Raw genomic sequence first — 22765 nt, 5'->3', positions numbered from 1 at the left:
TTACTAATAATATTGAGTAGAAAAGGAAGGAATGATTATTTAACGCTCCCTTAAACTTTCAGTAAAGGACTCTTCTAGTGGACTCAGTAGGAAACTAATAACACTACGTTCCCCTGTTTTTATCTCTGCAACAACATTCATTCCTGAACTTAATTGTACTTCCTTATTACCATTGGTTAATGTCTCTTTATTGATTTCAATAATAGAATTAAATACCAAACCAAGCTGTGGGTGCTCTATAGCATCCAAAGTAATATTCTTTACTTTTCCATAGAGATACCCATATCTTGTATAAGGGAATGTTTCCACTTTAATCACTGCTTCTTGTCCAACTTCAACAAAACCTATATCTTTATTTTGAATTAATACACTCACTTCTAATACATCGTCTTTAGGTGCAATAACCATTAACGTTTCAGCTGTAGTCACCACACCACCCTTTGTATGAGTTTTTAGCTGTTGAACTGTCCCTGATACAGGTGCACGAATAATAGATGCAAATTGACGTTGCTCATTTTTTTCAAGTTCTAAAGTGAGTTGTTTTTCACGTTGTATATTTTGTTGCAATTTTTCCAAAATATCGCTTTTAAACAATTGAGTAACTAATTGTAAGGACTCTTGAGCCTGTAACACATCGCTGTCAATTTCTTTAAGATGAGACTGATAGACGGACAGTTCATTAACAACCTCAACATATCTATTTTCTTGAGCCAATAATTCATGCTTAGAAACAGATTTTACATTATATAGTTTTTTTAAATCACCTAGTTTTTCCTTCTCAATACGACTAGCAGCTTCATATTTTCGGATATTAGCCAACACCGTCTGCCGTTCAGCTTGCTTACGTTGATACGCTAATTCTTTTTGGTATTTTTGTTTTTGCCATGTTTCAAATTGTTCAGTAATTAAATGTCGCGTATTAGCTTTATCTTCATCTTGTACTGCATCAAAATCAGCCTGATTAAAATCTAATAAAGGTAATCTATCGTGCTCAATACTGTATAACAAGGCTCTATATCGATAACCATCTAACTTTTCTAGTCCTAATGATACTTTCGTTTTTTGTTGATCTGCATCAGCACCGAGTGCAGTAAGATTTAGAAGTAATTGCCCTTTTTCAACAAATTCACCTTCTTTAACAAGTATGTCTTTAACCAATGCATTTTCGATAGGCTTTATTTCTTTACTATGCCCTCTAAATACCAATTTACCCGTAGCACTGGCGACAATTTCTACTTTGCTAACAATAGAAATAATAATAGCTAAAAGTAGAAACAACATAATCAAATACGCAATTAGACGTGGTCTCTTTGATATTGGCGTTTCAATTAATTCTAGATGTGCAGGTAAAAATTCATTTTCATCTTTTTGTCTAGCTGGAGTATCAAGTTGTTTACGAATTTTCCATACTTCTCGCCAAATATTACGATAGCGTTGAAAAAATTCCCAGAGTCCTATAATCCATAATTTCATGCTATTTCACCTTAATTTGATTGTAGTTGGTTGAGATAGTAATAAAGCCCATCTTGATTTTTGAGTAATTCATTATGAGCACCTTGTTCCACAATATGCCCTTTTTCCATCACAATAATGCGATCGGCATTTTTTACTGTAGAAAGGCGGTGTGCAATAATGATTACTGTACGACCATGGCAAATTTTCTGCATATTACGCATAATGATATGCTCAGATTCATAATCTAATGCGCTTGTAGCTTCATCAAAAATCAATATTCTAGGGTTATTTACTAAAGCTCTCGCAATAGCAATACGTTGACGCTGTCCTCCAGATAGTCCTGTGCCTTGTTCTCCTACAATAGTATTGTAACCTTCACGTAATTCAGAGATAAAATCATGTGCTCCAGCTAATTTTGCGGCATAAATAACTCTTTCCATAGGCATACTTGGATCAGTAAGTGCGATATTGTCACGAATACTACGATTCAGTAACACATTATCTTGTAAAACTACCCCAACCTGTCGACGTAACCAATTAGGATCTGCAAGGGCAAGATCATGTCCATCAATTAACACTTGCCCGTTTTCTGGAGTATAAAAACGTTGTAGTAATTTGGTGAGAGTACTTTTACCTGAGCCAGATCGCCCAACTATACCCACTACTTCTCCCTGTTTAATTGATAAATTTACATCATCTAAGATTACAGGTGCATCAGGTTTATAACGAAAACGAATATTTTTAAAAGCAATATCACCGTTAATTTCTGGTAGTGACAGTTTGCCACGAAAATTTTCTGTAGGAGAATTTAATACATCTCCCAATCTCGTAATTGAAATTCCTACTTGTTGAAAATCTTGCCATAACTGTGCTAAACGGACGACTGGTGCGATTACTTGCCCTGAAAGCATATTAAAAGCAATTAATTGCCCAATGCTAAGATCACCTGATATAACTAAATGAGCTCCCAGCCATAAGTTAATGATCATTACCGCTTTTTGAATAAGTTGTACACCTTGTTGCCCAATCGTTGCCAATACCGTTACTCGGAAATCTGCCGATACATAGCTCGCTAATTGTTTATCCCAAATATTGGTCATCTGTGGTGTTACTGCTAGGGCTTTAATCGTATCAATTGCAGTGACAGATTCTACTAAAAAGGATTGGTTATCCGCATTTCTAGCAAATTTTTCATCTAAACGGCGACGAAGTATTGGACTAATAAATAGTGACCATGCGATATAGCAAGGTAACGATAACAAAATGACAATAGTCAGTTTTGGGCTGTAATACCACATTACAGCAAAGAAAATGAAAGAAAATAAGAGATCCAATACAGAAGTAAGAGCTTGGCCTGTTAAGAAATTACGTATTTGATCTAATTCTCGTACACGTGCAACAGTATCTCCTACTCGTCTATTTTCAAAATACGAAATTGGTAATGCTAACAAATGACGGAATAATTTTGCTCCAAGTTCTACATCAATTCGGCTAGTACTATGAGAAAATACATAAGTTCGTAAACCACTTAAAACAATTTCAAAGATCACCACAATGGCTAATGCTATTGTAATAACATTAAGCGTTGAGAAACCTCGATGCACGAGGACTTTATCCATAACAACTTGGAAAAACAGCGGAGTAATTAACGCAAAAAGTTGTAGAAAAATAGATACAATTATTGTCTCAACAAAAATTTTACGATATTTAATTACTGCTGGGATAAACCAAGTAAAATCAAACTTTGCTAATTGCCCCATAATAGAAGCACGAGAAGTGATAAGAACCACACTGCCTTGAAAAAGCTGTTGGAACTCTACATCACTTAACACTTTTGGATTCCGTTCTTCTAGGTCAAAGATAAGATAACGATTCGTTTGGGTATCAATTTTTGTAAGAATCACATGCTGACCATCATCTCGCCAAATCAATGCTGGAAGGTGAATAAATGGCAATCTATCAATACTTTTTTCTACCCTTTTAGCTTTCAAATCTAGTGACTTTGCTGCTAATAACCATGATGTCAAATTTAAGCCTTTACCATCTAGATCAAATTTATGTTTTATTTCTTCAGGACTTACAGCAACATTATGATACTGTGCAAGAATTACTAAGGCATGTAATCCATAATCTTTTGTTTCGTTGAAGGACATTTATGACTCCATAAAAATAAAATAGCAATCCTAAGATTTTTCTAGGATTGCTATTGATTATTAAAAATGGTTAAGCTGCTCTAGCTAAACTACTTAATATAACTGAGTTTACATTAGTTGATGACATCAGTCCTAAGCCTGTACCAGCAACATGTGAACTTGTAAAAGTGCTCGCAGAAGATACGATTTTACTTACATCATTATTCAATGATGCAGAAGGAGTCGTATTGATTCTACTGAATTCGTCAAATTCATTAGCCACTGAAACAATTTCCTTTTCAGTACGTTTTGCTAGGCCAAAATTACCTGCACTCGAAATGATCTTACTTAGTTCATTTTTGATTGAAGCTAAGTTGCTTTCATTTTGATCCTTAATAGCATTATGGAGTAAACTATCTTTATTATTAAGAGATGCTTCTAAACTCTCTGCAGTCAATTGTCTACCATTTTTATCAATAATTTTCTCAATCTTATGATTATGATTGTTGCCTGCTATAAACCAGTCTTTGACCGTGAGTAAGTTAGAACCATTACTATGGTTTCTAAACTCAAGGTTATTATTGACCCTTTTAATTGATAGACTATCAAAAGAAATATCTGATAAATATAATTTATCTGAATCGCTAGCCTTACCCTGATCATAAATAGTATGTTGACCTGAAGCTGAGCGATAAATATAGAAATCGCTACCTTCTCCACCTTCTAAGTAATCATTACCTTCTCCACCTTCAAGTAAATCAGCTCCTGCACCACCATAAAGTTTATCGTCGCCTTTACCGCCACGAAGAACATTGGAACCATAACCGAAAACCTGAAGTTCGTCGTTACCATCTCCCCCACTGAGATAATTATTACCATTACCTCCAAGGAGTTTGTCATCACCTTCTCCACCATAAAGCTGGTCATCGCCGCTATCTCCACGTAATTCATCGTTACCTTTGTCTCCGTGTAAGATATCATCGCCATCATTACCGTGTAATAAATCGTCATCTTCGGCACCGTGGAAAATATCCCTAAACTTGCTACCTTTGAACTCGTCTCTGTGGTTACTTCCAATAACTTCTTCAACAGAATGAAGCTCATCTTGTGCTTTTAGATTACTATTACCTGACTGAGTCAATTCATAATCACGATATTCCAAAGTCTCTTCACGTTTACCTACAGAAGATTTTTGTTTTTTCACAACTTCTCGAAGAATTTTTGTAGCACCACTTAATTCTCGAGTTACCGAATAGCGTCCTTGTTCAGTTGATTTAGTTCCATCAACGACCAAAAGCCCCGTATCTGTTTTGTCATAATAAACTACATCATGACCTTGACCAGCATGAATCTCTGAAGAACCTGCAGCCAAGAACACTTTGTCATTACCATGACCAAGATGGGATGTAAGACGAACTTCACGGTACTCTTCACCACGAGCAACAGATGAGCTGATATGTGCATGCTGGATTAAATTAGTATAATCATAGACAGCACCTTTATTTTTTACGCCATTAACAGACCACTGATTTACACCATTTACCACTAATTTCGTCACATATTCATATTTACCTGTTTGAGTCCGTTCTCGTGATTCTGTACCAGGTGTTAATAATGGTGTAACAAATTTTAATAGCGTTGATGTTTGACTATTTGAAATATCAATTTTCCCTTGAGTTGGGTCGAATACAACTTTCTCAAAGTCATCAGGTTTTTTCTCTAATAATTTACCTTCTGCAAAATAATCAACATATGCCTTACCACTGGAGATTTTATCCCCTTTACTTGTAATACCTGCTAGTTCACCAATATATTCATCCCAACGTTGTTGAGTAATTAATACAGCTCTTTCTGTTTCATATTGTTTATTGAAACTTGATAATAAAGAGAATGAATCTTCTAAAAAGGCTTTATGACGAGCATCATATCCATTTTCGAAGTAATTTTTACCGTATTTTTTCTCCCATTCATCAATCTTACTACCTAGTTTTGATGCAACATGATCTAACATCGGCTGTTTAGAGAACTCTAAAATACCAGAAATGAGTCCTGTAATACCTGTAACTAATAAAGTAATTGGCGCTCCAACCAATGCACCTGCACTTGCAGCAGCAGTGCCTGCTGCGATAGCAGAAAGCGCTGTACTAATTGTAGTAATAGATGCATCAATAGTACCTGCTTCATGATAAAACTCTGAAAGTAGTTTATCTCCCTCATAGCCTAGTTTTTTGAAGCGTTCTGCAAATTCACTAATTTCTTTAGAGCGGTTGAAATTATCTGCCACACGTAAGAATGCGAGCGGGCTTATAGCTAAAGAAATACTAGATGCAATTAGCGCAGCCGCAGGACCAGTAGTTGATAAGCCTGCTGCTAATCTCTGAGCCAGAATATAGCTTGATACTGCTTTTGTAATACCGCCAATTACTTGATTAGAAAGTTCAAAACCTGCGGCAACTCTAGTGCCTGTTGATGCATTTTTATCAGCAAGCGCAAAACTTGCCGTAACTCCTGAAAGTAAACTTGAAATAATATCCAAGCCTAATCCTGTTTTAGTTAATGCAGAACCTGAAATCTGTTGCAATTGACGACCAACACCGCCTAAGCCTTTAGCATTTTCTACCAGTTTCCCAAAATTCTGAATTTGTTCAGTAAAGGCTTCAACAGTTGCTGTACCTTTAGCTATATTGCTGACAAGTTCGGATGTTAAAGCAACGCCTGCTTTAGCTAATTCAAGTTCAGAACCACCACTAATAATAGCTTCATTGAGATTAATCCCCGCTAATACAGTGCCTAATACAGACTGAATACCTGAAATAACCGCTTGGCCCTTAGCCAACTTATCTATAGTTTCTCCCGTTGAACTACCAACAACATTAGAAATCTTTGAGTGATCCTTTAAAAATTTATCTAATTGAGGGAGAAATAAAGTGAGACCACGTTCTGTTAGCCCTAAAAATTGATCTGCTACACCTAAGCTTTTGTGAGCAATTTCTAGATCATTTCGGTCGACATATTGCACTTGAATGCCTAATTCTTCGGCAGCTTTCACTAAATCAAATAAACCGTTACCGAGATTTCCATCATAATCTTTCGGAATCGCTAACACGAGTCTATTCCCGAGTTTTTGAGTCGCTTTACCAGCTGCTAGTGCTTGTAATTTAGCTTGACTCACCCCATATTGCAGGCCATTTTTAGTTACGTTATAGCCTTTTTTTGCTTGCTGTTTGGCTATTTCTGCCTGTTTTTTAAGATCTGAGAGCATGCTTGACCATGTACTCATATTTTGTCTCCTTTTAATTTTTCTGTTGTTAAATTATTAAGAACATAAGTAAGTTCTTCTTGATATTGTTGTTTTAATTTTTTTGCTATTGATTTATCGACTTTTCCTCCTTGAACATGAATAATTTTTGCTTCAGTGGAGCCAGGATATACACGAATAGCACGGAATACATCATAAGGAAATTTTTTACGCATATGCTGATAAAGCATATTGTTATCCCCAAATGGGGCAATCCAATCAATAAACCATTTGCGCTCTCCCGAATTCCAGTCTTCAAGTGTTAATGAAGTCACATCACATACATACTTCACTTCATTAGCTAATGTTAAATTTGCCCAACAACAAAATGCCACTGGGAATTCATCTCGCATCAACAATACATATTGATTATGTTGAATAGCGGGTAGAATATTTTTAGCAAATAGAGAAATAGGCCAATCTTTATGCAAAGGAGAATTCGCCCATAACCAAGCAACATGTCCTAAAATTGTAAAATCATTTGTCAAATTCTTAACATTTTTATAACTCATAGCTTTGTTCCAGCATGCTTTAAGAACTATTTATTATATATGACCGCATTCTAACAAAATTGTTCGTAAAAAAAATATGACCATTTGTTATATCAAAAAGATAAGGAAGAGACGGCATAAACAGTTATCATGCCACATGATTATATTTAAGAAGATCTAATTACTCATAGATAAATTAAGGAAAGATGCTCAATAAACCCAATTAAATTTTGTTTCATAAAATGATAATTTTACTTAAATTTACGATTATTTGTATAGTACACTTTACTGGTCCGATCTCTACCTTATATGCTTAAGATATAGCAATTTTTCACCATAAGCCAAAGATAGTTTTAAGATGTAATAATATCTACAAACCGGTATTATGTAGCAGTTGCACAAAGACATCGTAGAGACGGGGTTTATCCCCGCCCGCTAACTATTGGATGTTATTTCGGGCGGGGATAAACCCCGCCCCTACAAGCTTTTCTGAGTTTTGTGCAACTACTACATAATATCGAAAAAAAGCACCGCAACAAGCGGTGCTTTTCTACTGATTTTTTGCAATTTACAATAGAGAACTACTCTTCCCCAAGCAATTTCACCTCACGTCCACGAATTTGGGCTTTTAAGATTTCCACAAACTCTTCGACTTTGTATGTGCCTAAATCTGCACCTTTACGGGTACGCACTGAGACTTTACCTTCAGTGATTTCTTTGTCGCCACAAACAAGCATATATGGCACACGGCGTAAGGTGTGTTCACGCACTTTGAAGCCGACTTTTTCGTTACGTAGGTCTGCTTGGCTGTTGATATTTAACAAATATTCAACACTTAAGAAATTAAGTCTTGTATCGCTTGCAAAATTTTTCTGCATCGAAGTGAATTTCCTTCAATGCATTAATTATCCCAACTTTCAGTATTGGCTGACTATAAATATAACCTAGTTCATTAGGTTGATTTTGGAAAAATCTACCTAACGGATCTATCATCAAGTATGATTGTGTCATCTCATCATTATTTTCTGAACTAATTATATCTCCAAACTTTTGATGTGAAATTAAAAAATGATTAAATTGTATATCATCAATATCCAAATAAGAATTAATAATAGGTAACATTTTGAATACTTTCCATTTGTCAGGTAAAACTGAAGAAATAAAATCCCCCATATATTCACGATAATTTAGTTTATTCACTACCGTATTAATTTTTATTGAAATATTTGGATTTATCTTTCTAATATCAGAAATACCGTCCACAATCTTAGCAAGATCAATAGCTTTTCCTTTTGTCTCTCTACCAATTTCTATATTAGTAATATCATTAATAGAATCGACACTAACCCCCAACATATCAAAATTTTTTGCAATAAATTTATTAATATACTCATTCATCAAACTTCCATTGGTAATACAGGATAAACTCACACCTCTTTTTCTAGCTTCTATAGAAATAATTTTAACATCTTCAGGATATAAAAATATTTCTCCCCCAACTAGATTTAGCCTAATTTTATAAAAACCACTGAATTGAGTAAGTAAAAGTGATACTTGATCTAATAAATCATAGATTTTCTCACGATCGCGAAACAATTCTCTTTTACAAGATTTATCCCATTTAGCAAAGCAATACTGACATTTAAAATTACAAACTTCTGTAATATGCCAATTAACAACTAATTCTTTCATCACTACTCTCCAAATTAACGCTCAACTATAAATCCTATTCTTCTTAGATTACTTTTCAATTTCATATAAGCTCGCTTATCGCTAGGACTAACTGAAATAAAAATACGTTGCTTTCTATCAGGAGACCAAAGCTCACTATGCTTTGATCTCCGATGAAACCACCATCCCACTTTAACTAACCCTTTGATTAGTTGATTTATATCTTTGTTTGAGCTGTACTTAGTACACATAACTTTCTCCTACTCTTGATTTTTAGCATACAATCCATATGTAGATATGGTCTATCTACAAACACAAGGGTAACAATATGAAAGTGACAACTGAGGAAAAAAACGGGGACAATGTTGAAAAAACAAGCAGTAATGCAAAATATTTTGAAGCTATTCAAAAATACAGTAATGAACATTACATATCATTGTCAGATTTAGCAAAGAAAATCTATCTTGCTTATATAGCTGAAGAAGAATCCTATACGGAAGATGAAGAAAAGAGTCATATCAAGAATTTTGCAAGTAATCTAAAAAAATCAATGCAGAGGAAAGAACAAGGTGAGATTACTATTCACAAAGATCTATCTGTAGATAAGAAAAAAATATCTGTAAGAAAAATCTGCGAAATATTAAACCTTGATATCCAAAAAGAAATTACCTATATTGGAAATATTGCTGAGTACAATATTGAAAATTACCGTAAATTTAATAAAGATGCGATTGCTAATTCATCTGAGAAGCTCTGGAATTGGTTTGAAGAGAAAGCTTTAAAAGAAGTCGAATATTATGCTGAAAGAAATAAAAAAGAAGCAATAACTACACTTGCACATTATTACTACTATTTTGGAAAAAATAGCATTAGAAATGTAAAAACAGCACTCAAACTTTATGAACAAGCTGCTTCTGAAGGAGATGAAATAGCACTATATCAACTTGGTATTATTTATGAATATGAAACTGGAGAGATCCCTTGTGATGAAAATAAATCCTTTAAATACTATCAAAAATCAGCCGATTTAGATTTTGATCTCGCTTTAAATAAGCTAGCTTATTGTTATTACGAAGGAAAAGGTGTACCTAAGAATTTGGATAAATTCTTTGAATATACTGAGAAATCAAGTAAGTTAGGTAATTTAGAAGGTAAACTGAATCTAGCTTTTGCGTACGCTAATGGCATAGGTGTAAATAAAAATGTGAAAGAAGCAATTAACATTTATGATAAAATAATAGTAGATGAACCAATAAATGAATATACTGCTTTTATATATATGACCTTATCCTATTTGTATAGAACAGAAATTTCTGTCCAAGATATAGAGAAATCTAAAATATATCTTATTAAGTACTTTAAAATGTTAATAGAACTCATTGAAAAAACGGATGACAATAATCTAAATATATTGACACCCATATATCAAATGATGAATTTAACCCCAGAAAAATTGATGAGTATCGAGAGAAACTCACATTATGATCGTATAAATAATCCCGTAAAGCCTACTGTACTCAATGCATTGATTTCATAAAAAAAGCACCGCAACAAGCGGTGCTTTTTTACTGATTTTTTGCAATTTACTATAGAGAACTACTCTTCCCCAAGCAATTTCAACTCACGTCCACGAATCTGTGCTTTTAAGATTTCCACAAACTCTTCGACTTTGTATGTGCCTAAATCCGCACCTTTACGGGTACGCACGGACACTTTGCCTTCGGTGATCTCTTTGTCGCCACAAACGAGCATATACGGCACACGGCGTAAGGTATGTTCACGCACTTTGAAACCGACTTTTTCGTTGCGTAGGTCTGCTTTAACACGGATACCTGCATCTGAAAGTTGTTTTACCACTTGTTGCACATAGTCTGCTTGGCTGTCGGTGATGTTCATCACGACCGCTTGCGTTGGGGCTAACCACGCTGGGAAGAAACCTGCGTATTCTTCGGTGATGATCCCAATGAAACGCTCGATTGAGCCTAAAATCGCACGGTGGATCATTACAGGCGTGCGGCGTGAATTATCTTCCGCCACATAAGACGCATCTAAGCGACCCGGTAATGAGAAGTCCACTTGTACCGTACCACATTGCCATTCACGATCTAAACTATCACGCAACGCAAACTCGAGTTTCGGCCCGTAGAATGCGCCTTCGCCTTCTTGGATTTCGTAAGCTAAGCCATTGGCTTTTAATGCTTCCGCTAAGTCTGCTTCCGCGCGATCCCAAATTTCATCTGAACCGATACGTTTTTCGGGGCGAGTTGAAAGTTTCACATAAATATCGGTAAAGCCAAATGTGCTGTAAATATCGTAAACCATTTTGATACAGCCTGTTACTTCCTGCTGAATTTGATCTTCAGTACAGAAAATATGGGCATCATCTTGGGTAAAGCCACGCACACGCATTAAGCCGTGTAAAGAACCTGATGGCTCGTTACGGTGGCAAGAACCAAATTCCGCCATACGAATTGGTAAATCACGGTAAGATTTCAAGCCTTGATTGAAGATTTGAACGTGTCCTGGGCAGTTCATCGGCTTAATCGCATATTCACGGTTTTCTGATTGAGTAGTGAACATCATATCGCCGTAGTTTTGCCAGTGACCTGTTTTTTCCCACAACACACGATCCATCATAAATGGACCTTTCACTTCTTGGTAATCGTACTGTTTTAATTTGGTACGCACGAAAGTTTCAAGCTCACGGAAGATCGTCCAGCCGTCATTGTGCCAGAACACCATACCCGGTGCTTCTTCTTGCATATGGTATAAATCCAACGCTTTACCGATTTTACGGTGGTCACGTTTTGCTGCTTCTTCTAAACGGTGTAAATAGTCGGCAAGTTGTTTTTTATCTGCCCACGCTGTACCGTAGATACGTTGCAACATTTTGTTTTTGCTGTCGCCACGCCAGTAAGCCCCTGCCACTTTTTGTAGTTTGAAATGATGGCAAAAACGCATATTCGGCACGTGTGGACCACGGCACATATCAATATATTCTTCGTGATGATAAAGGGCTGGGCGGTCATCTTTACTGATGTTCTCGTCCAAAATCGCCATTTTGTAGGTTTCGCCACGGCTTTCAAAAGTATCTCTTGCTTCCTGCCAACTCACACGTTTTTTCACCACGTCATAATTGGTTTTCGCCAGCTCTAACATACGTTTTTCTAACGCATCAATATCTTCTTGGGTTAAAGAGCGGTCTAAATCAATGTCGTAATAGAAACCGTTGTCAATGGTCGGGCCGATTGCCATTTTCACATTGGGGAAAAGCTGTTTGATTGCGTGACCGAGCAAGTGAGCCGTTGAGTGACGGATAATCTCTAAACCGTCTTCATCTTTTGCGGTGATGATTTCAAGGGTTGCATCTTCGCTGATAATGTCAGACGCATCACGGCGTTCACCGTTTACACGGCCTGCAATGGTCGCTTTGGCAAGCCCAGCACCGATAGATTGAGCAACTTCCATTACGGAAACGGGGTTATCGAATTGGCGTTGTGAGCCATCAGGTAAAGTAATAATTGGCATTGTTAATCCTTATACAGTGGTCACCCATACGAAAGGTGACTTGTTGATTTAAATAAATTGGTAAATTTTTCAAAACAAAAGACCGCTTGCAAGCGGTCAGTTTTTCAAATTTTTTTGCAAGTTGCTTCACTCGCCCTCACAAATGGGCGGACGGAAAAGCGGACGAATTTTAGCATAAAAAAAGTAAATATTCAGCTTAAGGCACAATTTTGTGAAAAATAGCATATATTCCACCGCTTTCATTTCAAAAAATCCCATTTTTACGCTATCCTATACCACAATTTTTTCGACAAATTTTGAAGGTTAAAAATCATGCAACAACAATACAATCCGAGTGCGATTGAGCCTAAAGTACAGCAGTATTGGGCTGAAAATAAAGTATTCAAAGCCATTAAAGACGAAAGCAAGCCGAAATATTACTGTTTATCGATGTTCCCGTATCCGTCAGGTCGTCTACATATGGGACACGTGCGTAACTACACCATCGGCGATGTGGTTTCTCGCTATCAACGTATGAACGGCAAAAATGTGTTGCAACCAATGGGTTGGGATGCATTCGGCTTGCCGGCGGAAGGTGCGGCAGTAAAAAATAAAACTGCCCCAGCCAAATGGACCTATGAAAATATTGAATATATGAAAGGTCAGCTCAAGTTATTAGGTTTTGGTTTTGACTGGGATCGTGAAATTGCAACCTGTAAGCCTGAATACTACAAATGGGAGCAGTGGTTCTTTACTGAGTTGTACAAAAAAGGTTTAGTGTATAAAAAGACTTCTACGGTGAACTGGTGTCCGAATGATGAAACGGTGTTGGCGAATGAGCAGGTTCACGAAGGTTGTTGCTGGCGTTGTGATACCCCTGTGGAGCAAAAAGAAATTCCGCAGTGGTTTATCAAAATCACCGATTATGCGGAGCAATTATTAAACAGCTTAGATAACTTACCACAATGGCCAGATCAAGTAAAAACCATGCAACGCAACTGGATCGGTCGTTCTGAAGGGGTAGAAATTACCTTTAAAATCAAAGATGTGGATCAGACTTTATCAGTTTACACCACTCGCCCTGATACCTTTTTTGGCGTAAGCTATGTGGCTGTGGCGGCGGCTCATCCGTTAGCTACCCTTGCGGCAGAGAACAATCCAGCGTTGGCGGCATTTATTCAAGAAGCGAAAAACACCAAAGTTGCCGAAGCAGATATTGCCACAATGGAGAAAAAAGGCATGGCGACAGGCTTGTTCGCTATTCACCCATTGACAGGCGAAGAAGTGCCAGTTTGGGTTGCGAACTTCGTGTTGATGCACTACGGCACAGGGGCGGTAATGGCAGTGCCTGCTCACGATGAGCGCGATTTTGAATTCGCACAAAAATACAATTTGCCAATTAAGCAGGTAATCGCACCGCTTGATCATAGCGAGTGGGATTTCTCAAAAGCAGCCTTCACCGAACACGGCAAACTGATTAATTCTGCGGAATTTAACGGTTTAGATTTTGACGGTGCATTTAATGGCATCGCAGATAAATTAGAGGGAATGGGGATCGGTAAGCGTCAAGTGAATTACCGCTTGCGTGACTGGGGCGTTTCTCGCCAACGTTACTGGGGAGCGCCAATTCCAATGCTCACCCTTGAAAATGGCGAAACCGTGACGGTTCCGCTACAAGATTTACCTGTGGTGTTGCCTGAAGATGTGGTAATGGACGGCGTGAAAAGCCCGATCAAAGCCGATCCTGAATGGGCGAAAACCACTTACAACGGTCAGCCAGCCTTGAAAGAAACAGATACTTTCGACACCTTTATGGAGTCGTCTTGGTACTACGCACGCTATGCGTCTCCGCAATATCAGCAAGGTATGTTGGACAAAGACGAAGCGAATTACTGGTTGCCTGTGGATCAATATATCGGCGGTATTGAACACGCCACGATGCATTTGCTCTACTTCCGTTTCTTCCATAAATTGTTGCGTGATGCTGGCTTTGTGACCAGCGATGAACCAACCGAAAAATTGCTCTGTCAAGGTATGGTGCTAGCGGACGCTTACTACTACACTAGCCCAACCAACGAACGTATTTGGGTTTCACCAACGGAAGTGACCGTTGAGCGTGATGAAAAAGGACGTATCATCAAAGCGGTGGACAAAGAGGGGCGTGAGCTGGTTCACAGCGGTATGACCAAAATGTCGAAATCGAAAAACAACGGTATCGACCCGCAAGAAATGGTGGAAAAATACGGTGCGGACACGGTGCGTCTGTTTATGATGTTTGCGTCCCCTGCGGAAATGACGTTGGAATGGCAAGAATCGGGCGTGGAAGGGGCGAAGCGTTTCTTAGGCCGTTTATGGAACTTGGCATACGAATATGCCCAAGCCCCTGCGACTGTGGCGTTAGATCCGACTGTATTAAGCAAAGAGCAAAAAGATTTACGCCGTGATGTCCACAAAACCATTGCCAAAGTGAGCGATGACATTGGTCGCCGTCAAACCTTTAACACCGCGATTGCAGCGATTATGGAGTTGATGAATAAACTCACTAAAGCACCGCTTGCAAACGATCAAGATAAGGCGGTAATGGCAGAAGCGTTAAATGCGGTGATTCGTATGCTTTACCCAATCACGCCACACATCTGCTTTGAATTGTGGCAAGCTCTTGGTAATGAAGGCGCTATTGATTTCGCCCCTTGGGTTGTTGCAGATGAAAGTGCGATGGTAGAAGATGAAAAACTGGTTGTGGTGCAAGTAAACGGCAAAGTACGTGGTAAAATCACTGTATCTGCGACTGCAACGGAAGATGAAGTCAAAGCCATTGCGAAAGCCGATGAAAATGTCGCAAAATATCTTGAAGGGGTAGAGATTGTCAAAGAGATCTACGTGCCGTTTAAGATGTTGAGTTTTGCCGTTAAGGCATAATGTAAGGTGGGTTTTAACCCACCGTTCAACATTTACATTGCTATGTGGTGGGTCAAAACCCACCCTACAATATAAAAATAGCGAAGGTGTCTTATGTTAAAAAAACTCTCTCTTGTTTTTGTGCTGTTTCTAACCGCTTGTGGTTGGCATTTTAAAAATAGTGAATTGTTCCCTGAAGAATTACGCACACTAAGCTTTGAAAGCGCAGATCAGTACAGTGATATGTCTCGAGCACTAAGAAATGAGATGCTACTGACTAATATCAATATTGTGCCAAAATCAGCACAAGTTGCCAATTTACGCTTAAATTCAACGGAAAGTAGCTCACGTGTTGCGTCTGTTTTTAAACAAGCCCGTGAAGCTGAAAAAATCTTAAGTTTAACGGTAAAAGCAACAGTAACGGTTCCAAACAAAGGTTCATATCCAATTGAAACAAGCGTACACCGTACCTTCTTCGATGACTCTCGTGCTGCATTAGCAAAATCAGAAGAGAAAGAATCTATTATGCGCCAAATGTATGACCAAGCATCTCGCCAACTACTTATCAAAGTAGCAGGCTTACAAAAAGCACTGGCTCAAGACAAATAAGATGATACAACGCATTTTCTCAGAGGGATTATCAACGGCTCTCAGTAAAGGCTTACAGCCCTTTTATTTACTGACAGGGCAAGATCTGCTCTTGATCGGCGAAGCTAAAGATCAGATCGTACAAGCGGGTCGTTTGCACGATTTTGATGAAAAGCAGGAATTTACGATTGCCAACGATACCCAATGGGATATGCTGTTCGATCTCGTACAGTCCAACGGCTTATTTTTCAACCGTCAAATTCTGGTACTCAATCTGCCTGAAAATCTCACTGTTGCTCAACAAAAGCAGTTAGCCGAACTGCTAGCGTTTTCACATTCAGATCTGATCTTCATTTTACATCAGCCCAAACTGACCAAAACAATGGAAAAGCAAGGCTGGTTTATCCAGTTGAATAACGCTCTACTGATCAACTGCCAAACTCCCGACATCAGCAAACTGCCGATTTGGTTACAACATCGAGCCAAAGCAATGGAGCTACAACTTGATCCCGAAGCTATTCAATTATTCTGCTACAGCTACGAGGGAAATTTACTGGCATTAAAGCAAGCGTTGCAAATGCTACAACTGCGTTATCCCGAACAGAAAATCGGCTTAAATCGAGCCAAAGAAGTGATTGAACAATCGGCACAGTTTACTCCATTTCAATGGATCGATGCATTGCTTGAAGGCAAGTTCACCCGAGCATCAAGAGTACTACATCATTTACAAAATGAAGAAGTACAACCTGTGGTGCTACTGCGTATCGTACAAAAAGAGTTACTACTCTTACTGGAAATGACACGTTGCCCGCAACCTGTGCTAAACAGCCATCAATCGTTATATAATGGTAATTTACGTGCAGAATTTGACCGCTTGAAAGTGTGGCAAAACCGTCGTAACTTGTATCAAACAGCTGTCTCTCGCTTAACTTACAATAAACTCTACAAACTTATCCAATCACTAGCGGAGCTAGAAAAGCAAGTCAAACAAGAGTTTAGTGATGATAGTTGGCAAGCATTTGAGCGATTTGGTACACTATTTAAATAACTTTTATACCACATTTTTGTAGTAATATTGCAGTTTCAGCAATAGGCAAGCCCATTACGCCCGTAAAGCTTCCTGATAAATGCCTAATAAAAATGCCACCTAAACCTTGAATTCCATAAGCCCCAGCCTTATCCATCGGCTCATTTGTCTTAATATATGACCAAATTTCTTCATCAGTTAGCATTTTAAATTCAACATGACTTGTTTGAATATCCGAAAACGTCTGACCATTGACACTCACACATACTGCAGTAAATACTTGATGAGTTCTTCCTGAAAGCAATTTTAACATTCGATATGCATCAGCTTGATCTAGTGGTTTTCCTAGAATTTGATGATCGACAGAAACCGTCGTATCTGCCGTTAAAATAGGTAAATTTGCAAGATTTTTGTGAGATCTCACCCCTTGTGCTGCCTTATTTTTTTCCAAAGCAATGCGTAAACAGTACGACTTTGCGTCTTCATTTATCAAAGGCGTCTCATCAATTTCACTCTCTATTTTAATCGGTTGTAAACCAATTTGTTGCAACAATTCCCAACGACGTGGACTGTTCGATGCGAGATAAAGCTGATCCATTTATATTTATTCCTGAAATTAATTTGCCTTAATAGAATCTTATCCGATTTACAGAAAAAAAGTAAATTAACAAGTCTACTAAAAATAAATAAGAAACTTTAGTATATTTCAATTTATCTCTCTGAATAGAAGTTTGGATTATCTATAAAAGCTAGCTTAAATTAGTTTCAATTTACGCTCTCTCGTAGGAAGCAACGCATTAGCTTTGGGCAGAAATAGTTATTTTGAGCGTTTCAACTCACGCACCCGTGTGGAGAGCGACAGCCCTTGAAAGCGAGCCAATAGTAAAGCTGTTGGTTTCAACTCGCGCTCCCGTGAAGGGAGCGACATAATGAGCAAGATCCAACCCCTGTTGCAAATAGTGTTTCAACTCACGCTCCCGTGAAGGGAGCGACCGCCAGTGTTGATGATTTTGTGATGCGTATTGGTGTTTCAACTCACGCTCCCGTGAAGGGAGCGACCGGGAACTAATCTATGGTCTTTATTGACTTAATCAGTTTCAACTCGCGCTCCCGCGTGGGGAGCGACAAAATAACAGACAAAGAAATATCTGAACTCAAACGTTTCAACTCACGCTCCCGAGTGGGGAGCGACCAACGTCACACCCCTTGAAATTCGTCAGCAGTTGGTTTCAACTCACGCTCCCGTGAAGGGAGCGACGAGCACAGCTACCGCGAAGCGAAGCGTTTATGGCTTGTTTCAACTCACGCTCCCGTGAAGGGAGCGACCCCAAAATCACCCCAATCCCGTTATGCCCTACAATGTTTCAACTCACGCTCCCGTGAAGGGAGCGACGGGGCGTTTTGTTGATGAATTATTTTGTGTTTATGGTTTCAACTCACGCTCCCGTGAAGGGAGCGACCACAAAACGTGATTTGCCTGTACCTGATATACCGTTTCAACTCACGCTCCCGTGAAGGGAGCGACATTTATCAAAATACTTAGGATAAAACATAAATGAGTTTCAACTCACGCTCCCGTGAAGGGAGCGACTCACAATAGCGAGCAAATGTACCAACTTTACCAAGTTTCAACTCACGCTCCCGCGTGGGGAGCGACATGATGCATCCAAAACTGAAAAGATTACGCAAATCGTTTCAACTCACGCTCCCGCGTGGGGAGCGACGATTTGCGGTAGGACTTCTTCAAATACCCAGTTTTGTTTCAACTCACGCTCCCGCGTGGGGAGCGACCGCCGTAGGGGATTTCCTTCGCAAGTTTGCGCTGGTTTCAACTCACGCTCCCGCGTGGGGAGCGACTATTTTTTATGGTTTTGTTTTTAGTGTTTTTTAGTGTTTCAACTCACGCTCCCGCGTGGGGAGCGACGACAAATGGATTGACACGGACGCCGTGGCTGAGCGGTTTCAACTCACGCTCCCGCGTGGGGAGCAACAGGTTTAAGCGCAGAAACAGGTGCAGACATTGATGTTTCAACTCACGCTCCCGCGTGGGGAGCGACCTTGCGAATTCGCTTTATCCAAGTGGTAAAGGCGGTTTCAACTCACGCTCCCGCGTGGGGAGCGACTGATTATTTTGTTGTACATAGGGTTTCCTTTTATTGTTTCAACTCACGCTCCCGCGTGGGGAGCGACTGAGATAACCGTTGTGGATTGCTTTTTGAGAGCAGGGTTTCAACTCACGCTCCCGCGTGGGGAGCGACCACTTAATGCCATTTTTACCACTCTCTAAAAGATGTTTCAACTCACGCTCCCGCGTGGGGAGCGACGCCATCGAAATGGATAAAGCCGTTCGTGCTTATATGTTTCAACTCACGCTCCCGCGTGGGGAGCGACCAAGAAACGCCTTTTTGATAGAGAGCGTTTAAGAGTTTCAACTCACGCTCCCGCGTGGGGAGCGACTCCTCTATATTCATTCCAACGCTTTAGAAGTGTAGTTTCAACTCACGCTCCCGCGTGGGGAGCGACTAACTATTCCAACTAAAGGGGCTAAACCTGATGATGTTTCAACTCACGCTCCCGCGTGGGGAGCGACGCATACGAGCTTTTAAACAAACAACGCCTTATCGGTTTCAACTCACGCTCCCGCGTGGGGAGCGACAACTTGTAAAAGCGTTGGGCGGTGTCTATTCAATCGTTTCAACTCACGCTCCCGCGTGGGGAGCGACGCACTAAATATATTATTGGTTTTACCTAATAATAAGTTTCAACTCACGCTCCCGCGTGGGGAGCGACCTGTACATTCTTGCTAGTGATGGGCGATCTGCAACGTTTCAACTCACGCTCCCGCGTGGGGAGCGACCAACGCAAGATGTGATTGCTTTAGGTCGTGAGAAAGTTTCAACTCACGCTCCCGCGTGGGGAGCGACTAATAGATAATTGTGCATTTGATAACATCAAACCTGTTTCAACTCACGCTCCCGCGTGGGGAGCGACTCTTTCGCTTTTTCCATACGTTTAGCAATGCCTTGTTTCAACTCACGCTCCCGCGTGGGGAGCGACGTACAAGAAAATTTATAAGGTTAAAACTATGAAGTTTCAACTCACGCTCCCGCGTGGGGAGCGACTACGTTTACGCATTGTTTTTAAGCCGTCATAAACGTTTCAACTCACGCTCCCGCGTGGGGAGCGACAAAAGCCGTATCGCCTAGTTTAGCGAATTTAGGGTTTCAACTCACGCTCCCGCGTGGGGAGCGACGGGTTATAACGGCTTTTGCGTGCTACGCTCGGTTGGTTTCAACTCACGCTCCCGCGTGGGGAGCGACAACATCTGCTTCGTCAGCTTCTTTCGCCCATTCGAGTTTCAACTCACGCTCCCGCGTGGGGAGCGACCATTGCTAGACGAGAGTGCTAACCGTATGGGCGTAGTTTCAACTCACGCTCCCGCGTGGGGAGCGACGACTTGGGCTTTTAGTTTAAGTAAGTCATCGGTAGTTTCAACTCACGCTCCCGCGTGGGGAGCGACCTAATCATAAGATTATTAGGTGGCACGAACCATACGTTTCAACTCACGCTCCCGCGTGGGGAGCGACAACGCCAAAGTATTTCGCTAAATGGGTTCAAATGTTTCAACTCACGCTCCCGCGTGGGGAGCGACACTCGCCTTTGGTATTCACCACAAACACGCAAAGGTTTCAACTCACGCTCCCGCGTGGGGAGCGACTCGACATTGCTCAAGAGAGACTAAATAATAAATAGTTTCAACTCACGCTCCCGCGTGGGGAGCGACTCCATCTTGCCATCTTCTTTTTCTAGCCAACAAAGGTTTCAACTCACGCTCCCGCGTGGGGAGCGACGAGCCTTGCTGGTGAGCTGAATTTAGCTCGTGATGTTTCAACTCACGCTCCCGCGTGGGGAGCGACAAAACTGTTATTTATTGGTTATATCGGACCCATGGTTTCAACTCACGCTCCCGCGTGGGGAGCGACAGCGGTGTTAATTCTGCAAAACTTCGCAATCCTGTTTCAACTCACGCTCCCGCGTGGGGAGCGACTCTCGCTCATCATCTATTGATTCTCGCCCACGATGGGTTTCAACTCACGCTCCCGCGTGGGGAGCGACACTTTTTCAATGAAAGAGCTAAATAGCAAAGATTGGTTTCAACTCACGCTCCCGCGTGGGGAGCGACTTTAGTATTCCCTAAAACTTGATTGTATTATAAAGTTTCAACTCACGCTCCCGCGTGGGGAGCGACAAAGAGATCGCCGTTGAAATATACGGCGAAAAAGTGTTTCAACTCACGCTCCCGCGTGGGGAGCGACTCACTAAATCACAAAATCCACGCAATCACTTTGTAGCGTTTCAACTCACGCTCCCGCGTGGGGAGCGACGTTACTGTTAGATTATCCTTTCTAGTGTTCCCTAGTTTCAACTCACGCTCCCGCGTGGGGAGCGACGATGGATCCTGATGATGAGCTTACGTTTAGCGTGGTTTCAACTCACGCTCCCGCGTGGGGAGCGACGCTCAGGTATATAACCCTGTCACACAGCGTACAGTTTCAACTCACGCTCCCGCGTGGGGAGCGACCCACGCTTTTGTTAATGCGTCATCAGCTTCATTAAAGTTTCAACTCACGCTCCCGCGTGGGGAGCGACCATTCATTTCAGTTAAAAGCACTTCCGTTTGAGTGTTTCAACTCACGCTCCCGCGTGGGGAGCGACTGTTATTCTTCGTAAGCGTAATACCTGTGTTTATTGTTTCAACTCACGCTCCCGCGTGGGGAGCGACCTGTTGATGGTACACAACTTGCAGGGTTTTATGACGGTTTCAACTCACGCTCCCGCGTGGGGAGCGACATACAACTTTTATGCCATCGTGGTTAATAATGTGGTTTCAACTCACGCTCCCGCGTGGGGAGCGACGCCACCACGAGATATTAAACTAACTCAAAGAGACGTTTCAACTCACGCTCCCGCGTGGGGAGCGACAGGTTAGTGCCTTTGAACGTGGGACATTATTGGTGTTTCAACTCACGCTCCCGCGTGGGGAGCGACGCCTGATCACCATAGACAACAGATACTATTTCTTTTGTTTCAACTCACGCTCCCGCGTGGGGAGCGACGTTACTAGATAATGATTGCTTTCTAGTGTTCCCTAGTTTCAACTCACGCTCCCGCGTGGGGAGCGACCTAATGTAATGCAAGATCTAGATAATCTTAGATCTGTTTCAACTCACGCTCCCGCGTGGGGAGCGACGTCGATGACGTGGAGCGAGTGATTGAGATTGTTGGTTTCAACTCACGCTCCCGCGTGGGGAGCGACGGATTAGTCGCCGAATTAACGAGTATAATTTCCTTGTTTCAACTCACGCTCCCGCGTGGGGAGCGACACATAGCCCAAGTGTAAGGATACTTTCCTTTTTCAGTTTCAACTCACGCTCCCGCGTGGGGAGCGACTTGTATTCCTCACACCGTCGAACATTGATAAAAATGTTTCAACTCACGCTCCCGCGTGGGGAGCGACGATGGGTCACGGCTTGCACCGGCTTTACCCAGTGTTTCAACTCACGCTCCCGCGTGGGGAGCGACTCCTAGTGTTCCCTAGAAAGTGATCACATTATAAGTTTCAACTCACGCTCCCGCGTGGGGAGCGACTTTTGTGGATTTTGTCGCACTTGGTACGAAAAACAGTTTCAACTCACGC

General features: G+C 40.7%; 11 protein-coding genes, 1 pseudogene and 1 CRISPR repeat array (1 of these 13 cut by a window edge). Of the genes and pseudogenes, 4 read left to right on the top strand and 8 right to left on the bottom strand.

All coding sequences use genetic code 11. The features are described from left to right. Nucleotides 1-39: 39 nt before the first annotated feature. From C5N92_RS07585 to C5N92_RS07560, 6 genes and pseudogenes are all read right to left on the bottom strand, one after another. Entirely contained in the window at nucleotides 40-1473 is a 1434-nt protein-coding gene (locus tag C5N92_RS07585; RefSeq protein ID WP_111750241.1) for an HlyD family type I secretion periplasmic adaptor subunit, read from the bottom strand. Between the two features lie 11 nt (nucleotides 1474-1484). Then, on the bottom strand, nucleotides 1485-3608 hold the full coding sequence (locus C5N92_RS07580) for a type I secretion system permease/ATPase (RefSeq protein WP_111750240.1): 2124 nt from the start codon (nucleotides 3606-3608) through the stop codon (nucleotides 1485-1487). Between the two features lie 70 nt (nucleotides 3609-3678). Next, nucleotides 3679-6867, bottom strand: a complete 3189-nt coding sequence (locus tag C5N92_RS07575; protein ID WP_111750239.1) for an RTX family hemolysin — start codon at nucleotides 6865-6867, stop codon at nucleotides 3679-3681. Beyond that, nucleotides 6864-7397, bottom strand: coding sequence for a toxin-activating lysine-acyltransferase (locus C5N92_RS07570; protein ID WP_111750238.1), 534 nt, complete (start codon nucleotides 7395-7397; stop codon nucleotides 6864-6866). Before C5N92_RS07570 ends, C5N92_RS07575 begins: the two co-directional genes overlap by 4 nt. 560 nt (nucleotides 7398-7957) lie before the next feature. Then, a pseudogene (locus tag C5N92_RS07565) lies at nucleotides 7958-8182 on the bottom strand (His/Gly/Thr/Pro-type tRNA ligase C-terminal domain-containing protein); the annotation flags it as partial. 37 nt (nucleotides 8183-8219) lie between these two features. Beyond that, nucleotides 8220-9068, bottom strand: a complete 849-nt coding sequence (locus tag C5N92_RS07560; RefSeq protein ID WP_111750237.1) for a viperin family antiviral radical SAM protein — start codon at nucleotides 9066-9068, stop codon at nucleotides 8220-8222. A 307-nt stretch (nucleotides 9069-9375) separates the two neighbouring features. Here C5N92_RS07560 and C5N92_RS07550 point away from each other — a divergent pair, with 307 nt between their 5' ends. Next, entirely contained in the window at nucleotides 9376-10584 is a 1209-nt protein-coding gene (locus C5N92_RS07550; RefSeq protein ID WP_111750235.1) for a tetratricopeptide repeat protein, read from the top strand. Nucleotides 10585-10643: 59 nt separating this feature from the next. Here C5N92_RS07550 and thrS read toward each other — a convergent pair whose 3' ends face one another. Further along, on the bottom strand, nucleotides 10644-12575 hold the full coding sequence (gene thrS, locus C5N92_RS07545; RefSeq protein WP_111750234.1) for a threonine--tRNA ligase: 1932 nt from the start codon (nucleotides 12573-12575) through the stop codon (nucleotides 10644-10646). A gap of 312 nt (nucleotides 12576-12887) precedes the next feature. On the opposite strand from thrS, the gene leuS reads away from it, so the two are divergent. The 3 genes from leuS (at nucleotide 12888) to holA (ending at nucleotide 17088) form a co-directional block, all read left to right on the top strand. Then, entirely contained in the window at nucleotides 12888-15473 is a 2586-nt protein-coding gene (gene leuS / locus C5N92_RS07540; protein WP_111750233.1) for a leucine--tRNA ligase, read from the top strand. Nucleotides 15474-15566: 93 nt separating this feature from the next. Next, on the top strand, nucleotides 15567-16061 hold the full coding sequence (locus tag C5N92_RS07535; protein WP_111750232.1) for an LPS-assembly lipoprotein LptE: 495 nt from the start codon (nucleotides 15567-15569) through the stop codon (nucleotides 16059-16061). A gap of 4 nt (nucleotides 16062-16065) precedes the next feature. Next, on the top strand, nucleotides 16066-17088 hold the full coding sequence (holA, locus tag C5N92_RS07530) for a DNA polymerase III subunit delta (protein WP_111750337.1): 1023 nt from the start codon (nucleotides 16066-16068) through the stop codon (nucleotides 17086-17088). Here the strand turns inward: holA and C5N92_RS07525 are convergent. Next, entirely contained in the window at nucleotides 17081-17665 is a 585-nt protein-coding gene (locus tag C5N92_RS07525; RefSeq protein ID WP_111750231.1) for a Maf family protein, read from the bottom strand. The genes holA and C5N92_RS07525 overlap by 8 nt on opposite strands. A gap of 230 nt (nucleotides 17666-17895) precedes the next feature. After that, a CRISPR array of direct repeats spans nucleotides 17896-22765; the repeat unit is 32 nt; unit sequence GTTTCAACTCACGCTCCCGCGTGGGGAGCGAC; it runs 2030 nt beyond the window's last position.

The organism is Glaesserella australis (assembly GCF_003260095.1).
Taxonomy (GTDB): domain Bacteria; phylum Pseudomonadota; class Gammaproteobacteria; order Enterobacterales; family Pasteurellaceae; genus Glaesserella; species Glaesserella australis.
This window is presented reverse-complemented; position numbering and strand designations above follow the sequence as displayed.